Annotated in this window: 13 protein-coding genes; 6 read left to right on the top strand and 7 right to left on the bottom strand. The window is 60.2% G+C overall.

Annotated elements, in window-relative coordinates; genetic code table 11:
• Positions 1 to 121: 121 nt before the first annotated feature.
• Both HB376_RS29710 and murJ read right to left on the bottom strand, forming a co-directional pair.
• On the bottom strand, positions 122 to 967 hold the full coding sequence (locus HB376_RS29710) for a SirB1 family protein (protein WP_213767255.1): 846 nt from the start codon (positions 965 to 967) through the stop codon (positions 122 to 124).
• Positions 964 to 2,517, bottom strand: a complete 1,554-nt coding sequence (gene murJ, locus HB376_RS29705; protein WP_213767254.1) for a murein biosynthesis integral membrane protein MurJ — start codon at positions 2,515 to 2,517, stop codon at positions 964 to 966. Before murJ ends, HB376_RS29710 begins: the two co-directional genes overlap by 4 nt.
• A 481-nt stretch (positions 2,518 to 2,998) precedes the next feature.
• Here murJ and rpsT point away from each other — a divergent pair, with 481 nt between their 5' ends.
• The gene (gene rpsT, locus HB376_RS29700) at positions 2,999 to 3,274 is read left to right on the top strand and encodes a 30S ribosomal protein S20 (protein WP_213767253.1); all 276 of its coding nucleotides are present in this window, start codon (positions 2,999 to 3,001) and stop codon (positions 3,272 to 3,274) included.
• Positions 3,275 to 3,471: 197 nt separating this feature from the next.
• On the opposite strand, the gene HB376_RS29695 is transcribed toward rpsT, so the two are convergent.
• Positions 3,472 to 3,804, bottom strand: coding sequence for a DUF3579 domain-containing protein (locus HB376_RS29695; protein ID WP_213767252.1), 333 nt, complete (start codon positions 3,802 to 3,804; stop codon positions 3,472 to 3,474).
• A gap of 674 nt (positions 3,805 to 4,478) precedes the next feature.
• Between HB376_RS29695 and argF the strand changes: the two genes are divergently transcribed.
• On the top strand, positions 4,479 to 5,408 hold the full coding sequence (gene argF / locus HB376_RS29690) for an ornithine carbamoyltransferase (protein ID WP_213767251.1): 930 nt from the start codon (positions 4,479 to 4,481) through the stop codon (positions 5,406 to 5,408).
• Positions 5,409 to 5,587: 179 nt separating this feature from the next.
• A complete protein-coding gene (locus tag HB376_RS29685; RefSeq protein WP_213767250.1) occupies positions 5,588 to 6,817 on the top strand; it encodes an argininosuccinate synthase in 1,230 nt (409 codons plus the stop codon).
• A gap of 119 nt (positions 6,818 to 6,936) precedes the next feature.
• Here HB376_RS29685 and murB read toward each other — a convergent pair whose 3' ends face one another.
• Entirely contained in the window at positions 6,937 to 7,956 is a 1,020-nt protein-coding gene (gene murB, locus HB376_RS29680) for a UDP-N-acetylmuramate dehydrogenase (protein ID WP_213767249.1), read from the bottom strand.
• Between the two features lie 136 nt (positions 7,957 to 8,092).
• On the opposite strand from murB, the gene HB376_RS29675 reads away from it, so the two are divergent.
• Positions 8,093 to 8,578: a YajQ family cyclic di-GMP-binding protein gene (locus HB376_RS29675; protein ID WP_213767248.1), complete on the top strand. Its 486-nt coding sequence runs from the start codon at positions 8,093 to 8,095 to the stop codon at positions 8,576 to 8,578.
• 209 nt (positions 8,579 to 8,787) lie between these two features.
• Here HB376_RS29675 and plsY read toward each other — a convergent pair whose 3' ends face one another.
• The gene (gene plsY, locus HB376_RS29670) at positions 8,788 to 9,411 is read right to left on the bottom strand and encodes a glycerol-3-phosphate 1-O-acyltransferase PlsY (RefSeq protein WP_213767247.1); all 624 of its coding nucleotides are present in this window, start codon (positions 9,409 to 9,411) and stop codon (positions 8,788 to 8,790) included.
• 81 nt (positions 9,412 to 9,492) lie between these two features.
• Positions 9,493 to 9,984 (bottom strand): aminoacyl-tRNA deacylase, encoded by a 492-nt coding sequence (locus HB376_RS29665; RefSeq protein WP_213767246.1) that lies wholly within the window; start codon positions 9,982 to 9,984, stop codon positions 9,493 to 9,495.
• A gap of 375 nt (positions 9,985 to 10,359) precedes the next feature.
• Between HB376_RS29665 and HB376_RS29660 the strand changes: the two genes are divergently transcribed.
• Together HB376_RS29660 and HB376_RS29655 are read left to right on the top strand one after the other, a co-directional pair.
• The gene (locus HB376_RS29660) at positions 10,360 to 11,511 is read left to right on the top strand and encodes an acyl-CoA dehydrogenase family protein (protein WP_213767245.1); all 1,152 of its coding nucleotides are present in this window, start codon (positions 10,360 to 10,362) and stop codon (positions 11,509 to 11,511) included.
• A 1-nt stretch (position 11,512) separates the two neighbouring features.
• A complete protein-coding gene (locus HB376_RS29655; protein WP_213767244.1) occupies positions 11,513 to 13,054 on the top strand; it encodes an AMP-binding protein in 1,542 nt (513 codons plus the stop codon).
• A 39-nt stretch (positions 13,055 to 13,093) separates the two neighbouring features.
• Here the strand turns inward: HB376_RS29655 and xerD are convergent, their stop codons facing one another.
• Positions 13,094 to 14,017, bottom strand: coding sequence for a site-specific tyrosine recombinase XerD (gene xerD / locus HB376_RS29650; RefSeq protein WP_213767243.1), 924 nt, complete (start codon positions 14,015 to 14,017; stop codon positions 13,094 to 13,096).
• Between the last annotated feature and the right edge of the window lie 9 nt (positions 14,018 to 14,026).

Here is a 14,026-nt window from a genome sequence, read left to right as displayed (position 1 = left end):
GCTCGGCGAGACGCGACGGGTAGCGGCTAACTCACGGGCTCATGCGCCAAGAAAAAACGGCGGCCATCGAAATGATGTGCCGCCGTTTTTTTTAATGGGGTTTTAGCAATACGGAAACAACTTACTCGCCGTCGTGCTGCGTACGCTGACGCAGCTCGTGCAACTCCGTCTCCACGACGGTCGCGTCTTCGGCCTCGGGCCGATCGTCGAGGTATCGACGCAGGTCTTCCATCGCCGGGCGCAAGTAATCCAGGCGCGCGTAAGCGAAGCCCCGATCGCGCACTTCTTCAATACTTCCCGGCATCAGGATCACCAGCCGTTGCTGCACGGCGAGCAGCCGTTGCCAGCGCTCTGTCTGAAGATAGATGCTCTTCAGGTTACGCAGCATTCGTCCGATGATTTCCCGGCGCGTGGCCGGCTGCAACAAGACCCGTAGCGCGCTGCCGATGGACTCGCCCACTCGCTGCACATAGGGCTCGAGCATCTCGACCATCGCCGATTCGGACAGTGAATGGCCGGTGGTCGGATCGAGCATCACGTCGCCGTCGGGCGTGGTCACGCGCAGCAGGAAGTGCGCCGGAAACGACACGCCACGCACCGGAATACCGAGCTGCTCGCTCATCTCCAGATACACGACGGCCAGCGAAATCGGAATTCCGCGACGCCGCTTCAGCACCATGTTCAGGTGGCTGTTATCGGGGTCGTAGTAATCGTTGAGATTGCTGGTGAAACCCAGCTCGCGGAAGAAGAAACGATTCAGCACGCCGACTTTTTGCTTGATGTCGGCGTCATCGGGCATACGGCGGCGCACGCGCAAAACCAGCTCGTCGATCTCGGCCAGCACGCCCTGCAAATCGAGATCCGGATACGCATCCTGGGCGAGCGCCAACGCCGCCTCGGTGAGCGGCAGACTGTCGTCCTCCGCCACTAGCGAGGTGAAATAGTCGAGGATGCGCGTCGTCGTCATTGCAGCGTTCGCCTTCTGAAATACGCGTATTTAAAACCCATCGCGGAGAGCATACCGAAATATAGCGCACCGAATACGACCAGGCTTGCACCGAGCAGCATGATTCGCTCCAGAGGCGCGGCGCGCATGCCGATCCAGTCGAAATTGCCCGCCACCCAATGCATGACGCCCGCGAGCACGAGGCAGGCGCCGACAAGTTGCGCGAAAAAGCGCGTCCATCCCGGCGAGGGTTGGTAAATTCCGCGTTTCCTCAAGCCGATGAACAATAAGGTTGCATTCACGCAGGCGCCCAGCCCGATCGAAAGCGTCAAGCCAGCGTGCGCGAAAATTGGCACGAAAATCAGGTTGCTGAGCTGAATGGCAATCAACACGATGATGCCGATGATCACCGGCGTCTTGATGTCCTGTTTCGCGTAAAAACCGGGCGTGAGGATCTTGATCAGGATCAGTCCGACCAGCCCGACTCCATACGCCGACAACGCCCGGCCGACCATGACGACGGAATGCGCATCGAATTTGCCGTAGTGGAACAGAGTGGCTGTCAGCGGAACAGCAAAGAAAAACAGCGCGACTCCACTGGGCGCCGCCATCAGGAACGTGATGCGCAGCCCCCAGTCGAGGAGCGCCGAATATTCGACCGGATCGGCGTCCACGTGCGCCTTCGAGAGGCTTGGCAGCAGGATGGTGCCCAACGCCGCGCCGAGCAGCGCGGTGGGGAATTCCATCAGGCGATCGGAGTAATTGATCCACGACACAGCGCCCGGGCCGAGCCGCGACGCAATGTTCGTATTGATGATCAGGCTCAGTTGGGCAACCGACACGCCGAACGTCATGGGGACCATCTTGATCAGCACGCGCTTGACGCCCGGATGCCGCAACGCACGGAAGAAATTCAGGCCGATGCGCGGGATCATGTCGATCTTCTTGAGTCCGGGAAGTTGCACGAGAAACTGCAAAATCCCGCCAACGATCACCGCATAGGCGAGCGCGTAAACCGGCACTTTCAGATGCGGCGCGAGGAAGATGGCGGCCGCGATGAACGACACGTTGAGCAGCACGGGCGCGAATGCGGGCAGGGAGAACTGCCGGTAGGTGTTGAGTACCCCGGACGCCAGCGATGTCAGCGAGATGAAGATGATGTACGGGAACATGATCTGGGTCATGGTCACCGCAAGGCCGAACGCGCGGCCGTCGTGCTCCAGCCCGGACGCCACGGCGAACACGACCCAGGATGCGCCCGCCACGCCTGCCAGCGATACAACTGCCAGCGCCCAGGCGAGCACGGTCGACATGGCGTCGACGAGGGCCTTGGTGGCGTCGTGGCCTTCCGTGTTCTTGAACTCGGCGAGGATAGGCACGAACGCCTGCGAGAACGCTCCTTCAGCGGACAGGCGCCGCAACAGGTTCGGTATGCGGAACGCGACGTAGAACGCGTCGGTGAATTGACTGGCGCCGAAGGCTCGCGCGATCAGCGTTTCGCGGACCAGGCCGGTCACGCGGGAAAGCAGCGTGAAGCCGCTGACCGTCAGTAGGGCTCGGAATAGATTCATGGGGGGCTTATTATACGGGCCGCATTATGAACGCGACGCGTTGCAGCATTTGCGGAATCGTTAGAATTTGCAACTTGGGCCGCGCGCAGGTAGTTCGTGTGCTGCTCGCGTGTACCCCCGTGTACTCGCTACGCTGCGTCCGGGTTCGCTGCGGTTGCTTCCCTGCGACACCGGGCAAAAACCAGCTGCGCTTGCCAGCCCCATGATTTCGTTGCTATAATCGCCGGTTTCGAAGCTCCTGAATCTGCCTTCGGCACTTTTAGGTACGTTGCTGACGAAGTACAAAGCACGGCGGCTTCGCGTCTTCTTTCGACGTTTTTGCGCTTTCGGGCAATCGATCCCGAGGGTTTGATCATAAACAGCGCATCGGATTGACCTCGTTTTATCTTGTGTGGAGTCGGGCCAGCATTGAGTTGGATCCGATCCAGAAGCAAAACGGGAAGCGCTGAAACACATAGCTGGAACAGGATAAGGAACCGTCATGGCAAATACAGCACAAGCCCGCAAGCGCGCCCGTCAAGGCGCCAAGGCAAACTCGCACAACTCGGCGCTGCGGTCGAAATTCCGCACCGCCATCAAGGCCGTTCGCAAGGCAATCGACGCCGGCGACCAAGCCAAGGCTGCGGAAATCTACAAGACGTCGGTCAAGACCATCGACATCATTGCGGACAAGCGCATCGTTCACAAGAACAAGGCCGCTCGCCATAAGAGCCGTCTGTCGGCTGCTATCAAGGGCCTGCAAGCAGCTGCTGCTTAAGGATTCTGGTAGTCCCCCATTGTGTGCCTCAGTTTGACGGGCGCATGACAGGCTGCTGCTTTTGCTCCGAGTTGTCCTGACGCCTCGGAAACAGAACGCAGCAATAAAAAAACCCGCTAATAGCGGGTTTTTTGTCGTGTGCATCGAAAAGGGGCCTTCTCTTCTCAAAGGCCCCTTCCGCTTAGTTGGGCGCGCGGTCAGCCATGTTGTTGCTGCGTGGCATGATGCGGCGGCAACTCGCACGCCTCCGTCACCAGCAGATCGTTGTCTTTGGCGAAGTTCATCACGAAATCGAAAGCCATAGGCTCGATATCACGCAATCGGGAATCGAGAATCACCGTCTTCACGTTACCGAGCAGGGTCGGGCGCACATAGACGGAATACTGCAACCGGGCATTGGGACCGCGCTTGCCCGGGCCGAACCCTGACATCACGCCGCAAAGCCGTTCCGACCAGTCACTCGGCCGAAAAGTCTTGCCGTTCGACGTAATGCCCTGGATGAAGTATTCGGTTGGAATTGTTTCGGCCATGTAGGAATACCTGTTTGACGATCGGCGGAGAACGCCGGCGAACGCGCATGCATGGTTGGCAAGGTGAACCGGAAAGTCATCGGCTGCAACCCCCGGCGCTGAACTCCGCCTCGTCCGGCAGCGTCGCGGCCGGTAAGACCCAGCCTCTTTCTTCGACCTGCATCTACCCGCTCATTGACCACTCATCGGCAAGATCACGGCGTCGCCCGAGTCGCTTTGAGCGCGCTGTCAACTCGCGCAGTCAACTCATCATGCGCCGTTCACGGCGGTCCGCCAGACGGACTGCCGGGCGCGTAGGCAGGTGCCGGCGAAGCGAACTCGCGTGACCGCGAACTGCTCTGACTCCCGCTCAATGCAACGTTGAAAAGCAACGTTAAATCTGCGTGTTTAGCCCCGCGGGTTGGCTCTGCTTAAGCCCGCGAATGGATCTGCTTCGTAAGCAGTCGAAAGGTATCAGGACTGCCGGAGAAACCTGGCGGATTATACAGCAGAGGCCCTTTTTCCGCACTGCACACAAAGCCTCTAAACCGCGCCAGACGGTGTATGGCGGCGCGCATCGGCTAATTGGCGACCTCGTCAAACGCCGGAAATTCCTTTATGCTGAAATTCGATACCACCACGACGGCGGCGCCGTCCGGCGTAATTGCCGGCTGAAGCCGCCGTACGCATTTTTCATGACCGAAAAAAAAATTCGCCATTATCTGCAGTTCAAGGACTTCTCTCTCGACGACTATGACTACGTGCTCGAACGCGCGCGTATTCTCAAGCGCAAGTTCAAGAGCTACGAGACCTACCATCCGCTGCACGACCGCACGCTGGCGATGATCTTCGAGAAGAATTCAACGCGTACGCGGCTCTCGTTCGAAGCGGGTATCTTCCAGCTTGGCGGCCATGCCGTGTTCCTCAGCACACGCGACACGCAGCTGGGCCGCGGTGAACCGATCGAGGACGCAGCGCAAGTGGTGTCGCGCATGGTAGACATCATTATGATCCGCACGTTCGGCCAGCACATCATCCAGCGCTTCGCCGAAAATTCGCGCGTGCCGGTGATCAACGGTCTGACGAACGAATATCACCCGTGTCAGGTCCTGGCCGACGTCTTCACCTACTACGAACTGCGCGGCCCCATCGCGGGGAAAACCGTGGCCTGGGTCGGCGACGCGAACAACATGCTGTACACGTGGATCGAAGCCGCGCAGATTCTCGGCTTCAAATTGCGCCTGTCCACGCCGCCGGGTTATGCGCTCGACCATTCGCTGGTTTCGCCCGACAGCGCGCCGTTCTATCAAGAATTCGCCGATCCAAACGACGCCTGCACCGGCGCCGACCTGGTTACCACCGACGTCTGGACCAGCATGGGTTTCGAAGCCGAGAACGAAGTGCGCAAGAAAGCGTTCGCCGACTGGTGTGTCGACTCGGACATGATGGCGCGCGCGAATCCGGACGCCCTCTTCATGCACTGCCTGCCGGCGCATCGCGGCGAGGAAGTGAGCGCAGAGGTGATCGACGGCCCGCAGAGCGTCGTGTGGGACGAAGCCGAAAACAGGCTGCACGTCCAGAAGGCGCTGATGGAATATCTGCTGCTCGGCAAACTCAATCATTGAGCGGCTTGAATGCGCTGCCTGATTGCACCGATTGCAGCGTTTAGCTAACCGCGCGGCATTTCCATCGAAACGCCGTGTCGCCCCGAAAATGCGGAACGGCCGCCATTTGATGTCAAAATAGCGGTTTTCCGCGCGCTGAAAGCCCGGCGCACACCGTTTTCCAGCCATACGAGTTCACCATGAGCGATATCAAAAAAGTCGTGCTCGCCTACTCAGGCGGCCTCGATACCTCCGTCATCCTGAAGTGGTTGCAGGACAACTACGACGCCGAAGTCGTGACGTTCACCGCTGACATCGGTCAGGGCGAAGAACTCGAACCGGCGCGCAAGAAAGCGCTGCAGCTCGGCATCAAGCAGGACAACATTTTTATCGAAGATCTGCGTGAGGAGTTTGTCCGCGACTTCGTGTTCCCGATGTTCCGCGCCAATACCGTTTATGAAGGCGAGTACTTGCTCGGCACGTCGATCGCGCGTCCGCTGATCGCGAAACGCCAGATCGAGATCGCCCGGGCGGTCGGTGCGCAATCCGTGTCGCACGGCGCGACCGGCAAGGGCAACGACCAGGTGCGTTTCGAGTTGGGTTATTACTCGCTCGAACCGGGTATCAAGGTAATCGCGCCGTGGCGTGAATGGGATCTGCTGTCACGTGAAAAGCTGCTGGCTTACGCGGAAAAGGCGGGCATTCCGATCGAAATGAAGCACAAGCAAGGCGGCGCGCCCTACTCCATGGACGCGAACCTGCTGCATATTTCGTTCGAAGGCCGTCATCTGGAAGATCCGAAGGCCGAAGCCGAACCCGATATGTGGCGCTGGACGGTCGCGCCCGAAGACGCGCCGGATCAGCCGGAATATCTGGATATCGAATACGAGAAGGGCGATCCGGTTGCGCTGAACGGCAAGCGTTTGTCGCCGGCGGATATGCTGACGGAATTGAATGCAATTGGTGGCAAGCATGGCATCGGCCGGCTGGATCTGGTCGAGAACCGCTATGTCGGCATGAAGTCGCGCGGTTGTTATGAAACGCCGGGCGGCACGATCATGCTCAAGGCGCATCGTGGGATTGAGTCGATCACGCTGGATCGCGAAGTGGCGCACTTGAAGGACGATCTGATGCCACGTTACGCCGCGCTGATTTACAACGGCTACTGGTGGAGCCCGGAGCGCCGCGCGCTGCAAGTGCTGATCGACCATACGCAGGACAAGGTCAACGGCTGGACGCGCGTGAAGCTGTACAAGGGCAGCGTGACGGTGGTTGCGCGCGATTCGAAGGAAACGCTGTTCGACAAGAATATCGCAACGTTCGATGACGACGGCGGCGCGTACGATCAGGCCGACGCCGGCGGTTTTATCAAGTTGAACGCGTTGCGGATGCGGATTGCGGAGAACGCACGTCGCAAGCGTGGTGGTTGAGTTAGTCTGGATTTGTTGGTGCTGCAATGAAAAACCCGCCTGCCTGGCGGGTTTTTTGTTGTTGGGCCTTGATGTCTCACTCGACGACCACAATAGATCTTTCGCAGCAGCTTTTTAAATCAAAGACACACCGGCTCCGCTTCAAGCTCGACCGCGAAACGCGCGTGTACGTCGCGTTTAATGGCTGCGGCGAGTTCCAGGATTTGTGCGCCCGACGCGCCGCCACGGTTCACCAGAACCAGCGCCTGCCGGTCATGCACAGCGGCCGCACCGATCGCGCGGCCTTTCCAGCCGCATTGGTCGATCAGCCAGCCTGCGGCCAGTTTGAACTGACCATCCTGCTGCTTGTAAGACACGAGATCGGGTTCAAGCGCCTTCAGTGCGTCGAAAGCTGTAGCGCTTATCACCGGGTTCTTGAAAAAGCTCCCCGCGTTTCCAAGCACCCGCCAGTCGGGCAACTTTGCCTGACGCACGGCGACGACCGTATCGAAGATAGCCTGGGGATCGTTCGCGCCACTTTTCTCAAGCGCACGCGCGATATCCGCGTAATCCGCGCGTGGCGCCCACGCTTTCGGCAGACGAAAGGTCACCGATACAATCACAAAACGCCCGCGCCCTTCCTGCTTGAAAAAACTGTCGCGGTAACCGAACGCGCACGCATCACGATCAAATTCCCGCGTTTCTCCCGTCGACAATTCAATCGCCCGCAAACGCTCGAAGCGCTCGCCCATTTCGAGCCCGTAGGCGCCTATGTTTTGAATCGGCGCCGCGCCCACCGTGCCGGGAATCAGCGCGAGATTTTCGAGCCCGGGCAAGCCTTGCGACAACGTCCACGCGACGAATTCGTGCCAGTTTTCCCCCGCGCCGGCTTCTACAAAAACGGCTTCGCTATCTTCATTGATCACGCGGCGGCCGCGCAGTTCGACGAGCAACGCGACGCCGTCGAAATTGCGCGTCAGCACGACGTTGCTGCCGCCGCCGAGCACTAGCTGCGGCAGGCCGTTCAGTCGAGCGTCGCGAGCCAGCGCAGGGATCTGCGCTTCTTCCGTCAGCCGAACGGCATGCTTGGCGCGGACGTCGAAACCGAACGTGTTATGCGCGAGCAGCGGGTAATCGGAGAGAAGTTGGAACTCGGACATTGAGGAAGCGCTTGGGTCAGATCAGGGGCGGCCTTGGGCAAACCGGGACGGCATCGGTAGAATGACGGTGGTCCGTGATTATAGCGAGTGCGTACGAGCCTTACGTCACGCCTCGCCTCAACGAAGGGGAATGCAGATGCCATCGTTTGACGTCGTCAGCGAAGCAAACATGATCGAGGTGAAAAACGCCATCGAACAATCGAACAAGGAAATTGCCACGCGTTTCGACTTCAAGGGTTCGGACGCGCGCGTCGAGCAAAAGGATCGTGATCTGACGCTTTTTGCCGACGACGATTTCAAGCTGGGCCAGGTCAAGGACGTGGTGTTGTCGAAACTTGCAAAACGCAATGTGGACGTGCGTTTTCTCGATTACGGCAAGATCGAGAAGATTGGCGGCGACAAGCTCAAGCAGGTCGTCGAGATCAAGAAAGGTGTGACCGGCGATCTGGCGAAGAAAATCGTCAAGATGATCAAGGACAGCAAGATCAAGGTCCAGGCGAGCATTCAGGGTGACGCAGTGCGCATCAACGGTACGAAGCGCGACGACCTGCAAAGCGCTATTGCCTTGCTGAAGAAGGACGTGACGGATACGCCGCTGGACTTCAATAATTTCCGCGATTGAGTCGTGGTGTTCGCACGTGCCTGAGTTTGGCCAATCGGCACTCGGGCGTTGAATTGTTGCTATCCCGCAGTAGGTTCCGTTTTGGAACACACCGATGACGACGACAGAAAGATCCACTCCGTCTGCCAGTCGGATCACTGCAAGACTCTGAGTGAAAAAGCCGCCTTCGGGGCGGCTTTTTCACTTTCGCGGCGCAGTTCTACAGCGTCTTATTCAACCGCTTCTTCCGCCCGCTTTTTCTCCCCGATCCGGCTCTCCTTCCCATCCAGCAGCTTCTTGATATTGCCGCGATGCCGCCAGATCAGCAGCGCGCTCATCGCGGCAACGGCCAGCGAGATACGGCTGGGGCCGAAGAGAAAGACGTCGAAGAACGGCGCGAATACCGCCGACACCAACGCCGCCAGCGATGAATACCGGAAGAAGACCGCGATGATCACCCACGTCAGCAGGGTGGCCAGCCCCAGCACCGGGTTGATGGCGAGCAGCACGCCCGCCGCGGTCGCAACGCCTTTGCCGCCCTGAAACTTGAAGAATATCGGGAACACATGCCCGAGAAACACGGCGATGGCCGCCAGCGCGATAGCCGTGGAATCCAGCCCGAACCGGGCGCCGAAATGCACGACGAACCATACGGGCAGCCAGCCTTTGAACGCATCGCCGAGGAGCGTCAGGACGGCTGCCAGCTTGTTGCCCGTGCGCAGTACGTTCGTCGCGCCCGGGTTGCCGGAACCGTACGAACGAGGGTCGGCAAGACCCATGGCTGAACTGACAACCACAGCAAACGAGATCGAGCCGATCAGGTAAGCCACCACAGCGACAATCACATTGTTCATTGATTTCTTCTTATCTTCGGGAACGCCAAGCTTAGACGGGATATGAGCGCGAGGCGTGAGCAAAACTTCAGGACGCGCATTTTAATCGACGCTCGCGCAACTCACGGGCGTGGCCTTCAGCAAGTCGGTCAGGACCGGCGGCGCTATGCTCACCAGATACCCGCGCCGTCCGCCGTTCAGATAGATGGTGTCCAGGTCCAGGATGGTCGATTCCACGTACACCGGCATCGCCTTCCTTGTGCCAAATGGGGACGTGCCGCCGATCAAGAACCCTGAATGCCGATTGGCCACTTCCGGCTTGCACGGCTCGACGCGCTTCGCGCCAATCTGCCGGGCAAGATTCTTGGTCGACACCGTTTTATCGCCGTGCATGAGCACGATCAGCGGCTTCGCATGTTCATCCTCCATCACGAGCGTCTTGACCACGCAATGTTCATCCACACCAAGCTGGCGCGCCGATTCTTCCGTGCCACCATGCTCGACATACTCATAAGGATGCTCGCCGAACGCGACCTTGTGCCGACGCAAAAACTGCGTCGCCGGGGTCTCGGAAATGTGTTTTACCTTGGACATGACGGCATTGTAGCGGCGCGAAAGCATGGCCACCATCGGCCGAACGGCCGATTGTGCAAGCTGATTTCATGTGGCACGATCGTTCGGAATTGCTCATCCGGCGTTATACGATCCAGCCACCATATTGCATGGGACCAGAGTAACGCATGGGGCTGGAGCTGGAGTAAGCGCTAAAGCGCTAACTCCAGCCGACCGCGGACAAACTGCATGGGACCGGAGTAAGGCGCTAAAGCGCCAACTCCGGTCGACCGCGGACAAACTGCATGGGACCGGAGTAAGGCGCTAAAGCGCCAACTCCGGTCGACCGCGGACAAACTGCATGGGACTGGAGTAAGGCGCTAAAGCGCCAACTCCGGTCGACACAGGAGATTCAACGTGATTCGCGATTCAGAAACCCAGACGCTGCTTGAAGACGCCATCCGCCGTTTCGTCCGCGAAACGCTCATGCCGCGTGAAGCGGAAGTCGACGATACCGACCAGATTCCCGCCGACGTGCTCGCCGCCATGCGCGAAATCGGCCTGTTCGGGCTGACCATTCCCGAGGCTTACGGCGGACTCGGCCTGACGATGGAAGAGGAAGTGCGCGTGGCGTTCGAACTCGGCCAGACATCGCCGGCATTCAGGTCCGTGATCGGTACGAACAACGGCATTGGCTCCATCGGCATCCTGCTCGATGGCAGCGAGGAGCAGAAGCAACACTATCTGCCGAAGCTCGCCGCGGGCGATCTGATCGGCTCGTTCTGCCTGACCGAGCCGGACGCGGGTTCGGACGCTGCGTCGCTGAAAGCCACGGCGCGCAGGGACGGCGACCACTACGTGCTGAACGGCACGAAGCGCTTCATCACGAACGCGCCGGAAGCCGGCATCTTTACCGTGATGGCGCGCACGAGCGACGCCAAAGGCGCGAGCGGCATTTCCGCGTTTATTGTCGAGCGGGAATCGCCAGGGTTGTCGCTCGGCAAACCCGACAGGAAAATGGGCCAGCGCGGCGCGCACACGTGCGACGTCATATTCGAGAATTGCCGCATTCCGGCCGCGCAACTCATCGGCGGCGTGGAGGGCGTGGGTTTCAAGACGGCCATGAAAGTGCTCGATAAAGGCCGTTTGCACATTGCGGCCATCGCTATTGGAGCGGCCAAACGGATGCTGCGCGACGCCCTCGCCTACGCCATGGAACGCAAGCAATTCGGCCAGCCGATTGCCGAATTCCAACTGGTTCAGGCCATGCTCGCCGACAGCAAGACCGAGATCTACGCGGCCGAATGCATGGTGCTCGATGCCGCCCGCCGCCGCGACGAGGGCCGTGACGTGTCCATAGAAGCGTCGTGCGCCAAATATTTCGCCACCGAAATGTGCGGCCGCGTGGCCGATCGCGCAGTGCAGGTGCACGGTGGCGCGGGGTATATCTCGGAGTACGGCATCGAACGTTTTTATCGCGACGTGCGGCTCTTCAGGCTGTACGAAGGCACGTCGCAGATTCAACAAGTGATCATCGCGCGCGGACTCATGCGCGGCACGGAGATTTGAAATGGACGTTGATGTCCCCGCCTTGCTGGCCGCATTGCCCACGCGTATTTCCGATATTCCAGCGCGCCTCGCCGCCCGCGATTCGCAGCACGTTGTATTGATCGAAGACGAGCGGCGGTTGAACGCAGCGGAGCTCGTGCGAGCCGTCGACGACACCGCCCGCCAGCTCACGCAAGCCGGCGTGCAAGGCGGCGATCGCGTGATGATCGTGAGTGAGAATTGCGTGGCGCAAGTCGTGCTGATGTTCGCTGCGGCGAAACTCGACGCGTGGTGTTTGCTCACGAACGCCCGGCTGTCGGCAAGCGAAGTCGATGCAATCCGCGCTCACGCAAAGCCGCGAGTGATAGCGTTCACCGTCGATGCATCGAAGGATGCCGCGAATCATGCGGATCGGTTGAACGCTGCTGAAGCGGCAGCGGCACCGGCAACAAACATGGGCGCGTGGCGTTTTATCGTCGATGAAACCGTGTCGCGGGAGCCCGTCGAAACAGATCCGGCCCGTCAATGCGCCGCGCTGATCTACACCACGGGCACGACGGGCGCGCCGAAGGGCGTGATGCTGTCGCATCGCAATGTGTTGTTTATCGCGGCCATGTCCAGCACCTTACGGCGCGTGACGCCCGACGATGTGGTGTACGCCGTGTTGCCGATTACGCACATCTATGGGCTGGCGTCGGTCTGTCTCGGCAGCCTGTACGCGGGAGCCACGCTCAGGCTCGCGCCGCGCTTCGCGCCCGATGCCGTACGACGGGCGTTGGCCGAAGAGAACGTTTCGATCTTCCAGGGCGTGCCGGCCATGCACGCAAAGCTCGTCGAACAGGTGCAGACGAGCGGTACGCCGTGGCGCGCACCCGCGTTGCGTTTCGCGTATTCCGGCGGGTCTGCGCTCGATGCCGCGCTGAAGGCGCGCGTCGAAGGCTTGTACAAGGTGCCGCTGCACAACGGCTATGGCATGACGGAAAGCAGCCCGACCATATCGCAAACCATGCTCGACACGCCACGCGATGACTGCTCGGCAGGAGACCCCATACCCGGTATCGAACTGCGATTCGTCGCGCTGGATGGCGTGGATGTGGCGCCGGGTGAAGTCGGTGAACTATGGGTGCGCGGACCGAACGTGATGCTCGGCTATTACCGCAATGAAGCGCAAACGCGGGCGACGGTTACGGAAGATGGCTGGCTCCGAACCGGCGACCTCGCGCGTCAGGCCGAGGATGGCGCGCTGTATATCGTCGGGCGCAGCAAGGAGCTGATCATTCGTTCAGGCTTCAACGTGTATCCGGCTGAAGTCGAGAACGTGCTGAACTCACATCCCGATGTGCTGCAATCGGCGGTGATCGGGCGGGCGGTCGAGGGCAACGAGGAAGTGATTGCGTTCGTCGAACTGCTGCCGTCGGTGCATGCGCTACCCGACGATATCGTCCAGTGGTGTGCGGACCGTCTTGCGCCTTACAAGCGCCCCGCCGAGATTCGCGTGCTGGCCGCGCTGCCGGCGGCATCGACGGGGAAGGTGTTGAAACACAAGCTCAGGGACCAGCTTTAAGCTCGGAGCCGTTGGACCTGCTTGGACCCGCTCGGACCCTCAGCCACGCGGATGGTGGTCGTGATGCAGCGTCTTCAGCCGCTCACGCGCGACGTGGGTGTAGATCTGCGTGGTGGAGATATCGGTATGGCCGAGCAGCATTTGAACCACGCGCAAATCGGCGCCGTGATTCAGCAAGTGCGTGGCGAACGCATGCCGCAAGGTGTGCGGTGAGAGCGGCGCGCGCACGTCGGCGGTGAGCGCGTGGCGCTTGATGATGTTCCAGAATTGCTGGCGCGTCATGCCTTCGCCGCGCGTGGTGACGAACAGCGCATCGGCGGCGCGCGCGCCAAGCAACGCCGGCCGCGATTCGCGCAAATAACGCTCGATCCAGTCGTGCGCGACCGCCCCGAACGGGATAAGGCGCTCCTTCGACCCCTTGCCCATCACGCGCACCACGCCTTCGTTCAAACCCACCTCCACCGTTTTCAACGTCACGAGTTCGGTTACGCGCAGGCCGCTCGCGTACATCAGCTCAAGCATGGTCCGGTCGCGAAGCCCAAGCGCGGTTTCCACATCGGGCGCGTTCAGCAACGCCTCGACCTGGGCTTCGTTCAAGGTCTTGGGAAAGCGCGGGGCCTGTTTGGCCGAACGCAGCTTCAGGGTGGGATCGGCGGGCGCGCGATGCTCTCGCAATGCCCACGCGTAGTAGCGTCGAAAAACCGACAATCGGCGGTTGGCAGACGTTGCCTTGTCCGCGCGGCGGGCGGCGAGATAGCCGTTCATGTCGGCTTCGGTGGCTGTGTCCACAGTGCCGCCGCGCGTCTTCGATAACCACTCGGAGAACAAGCGCAAATCCCGCCGGTACGCTTCGAGCGAGTTCTTGGCGAGACCATGTTCGAGCCAGAGCGCGTCGCAAAAAAGATCGATCGATGCGCTGCTCGACGCGAGTTCCGGCGCGCGTTCTGCCTCGGTCACTTCCATTGGTTTTTC

Origin of the sequence: Caballeronia sp. dw_19 (genome assembly GCF_018449515.1) — a bacterium.
Lineage (GTDB): Bacteria > Pseudomonadota > Gammaproteobacteria > Burkholderiales > Burkholderiaceae > Caballeronia.
This window is presented reverse-complemented; position numbering and strand designations above follow the sequence as displayed.

What these genes read in the sequence shown, in the direction of transcription:
- plsY (WP_213767247.1), bottom strand. Translation starts at nt 9,411, where the DNA reads ATGAACAATGTGATTGTCGCTGTGGTGGCTTACCTGATCGGCTCGATC.
- HB376_RS29655 (WP_213767244.1), top strand. Translation starts at nt 11,513, where the DNA reads ATGGACGTTGATGTCCCCGCCTTGCTGGCCGCATTGCCCACGCGTATT.
- murJ (WP_213767254.1), bottom strand. Translation starts at nt 2,517, where the DNA reads ATGAATCTATTCCGAGCCCTACTGACGGTCAGCGGCTTCACGCTGCTT.
- HB376_RS29685 (WP_213767250.1), top strand. Translation starts at nt 5,588, where the DNA reads ATGAGCGATATCAAAAAAGTCGTGCTCGCCTACTCAGGCGGCCTCGAT.
- HB376_RS29710 (WP_213767255.1), bottom strand. Translation starts at nt 967, where the DNA reads ATGACGACGACGCGCATCCTCGACTATTTCACCTCGCTAGTGGCGGAG.
- argF (WP_213767251.1), top strand. Translation starts at nt 4,479, where the DNA reads ATGACCGAAAAAAAAATTCGCCATTATCTGCAGTTCAAGGACTTCTCT.
- xerD (WP_213767243.1), bottom strand. Translation starts at nt 14,017, where the DNA reads ATGGAAGTGACCGAGGCAGAACGCGCGCCGGAACTCGCGTCGAGCAGC.
- HB376_RS29695 (WP_213767252.1), bottom strand. Translation starts at nt 3,804, where the DNA reads ATGGCCGAAACAATTCCAACCGAATACTTCATCCAGGGCATTACGTCG.
- HB376_RS29675 (WP_213767248.1), top strand. Translation starts at nt 8,093, where the DNA reads ATGCCATCGTTTGACGTCGTCAGCGAAGCAAACATGATCGAGGTGAAA.
- rpsT (WP_213767253.1), top strand. Translation starts at nt 2,999, where the DNA reads ATGGCAAATACAGCACAAGCCCGCAAGCGCGCCCGTCAAGGCGCCAAG.
- HB376_RS29665 (WP_213767246.1), bottom strand. Translation starts at nt 9,984, where the DNA reads ATGTCCAAGGTAAAACACATTTCCGAGACCCCGGCGACGCAGTTTTTG.
- murB (WP_213767249.1), bottom strand. Translation starts at nt 7,956, where the DNA reads ATGTCCGAGTTCCAACTTCTCTCCGATTACCCGCTGCTCGCGCATAAC.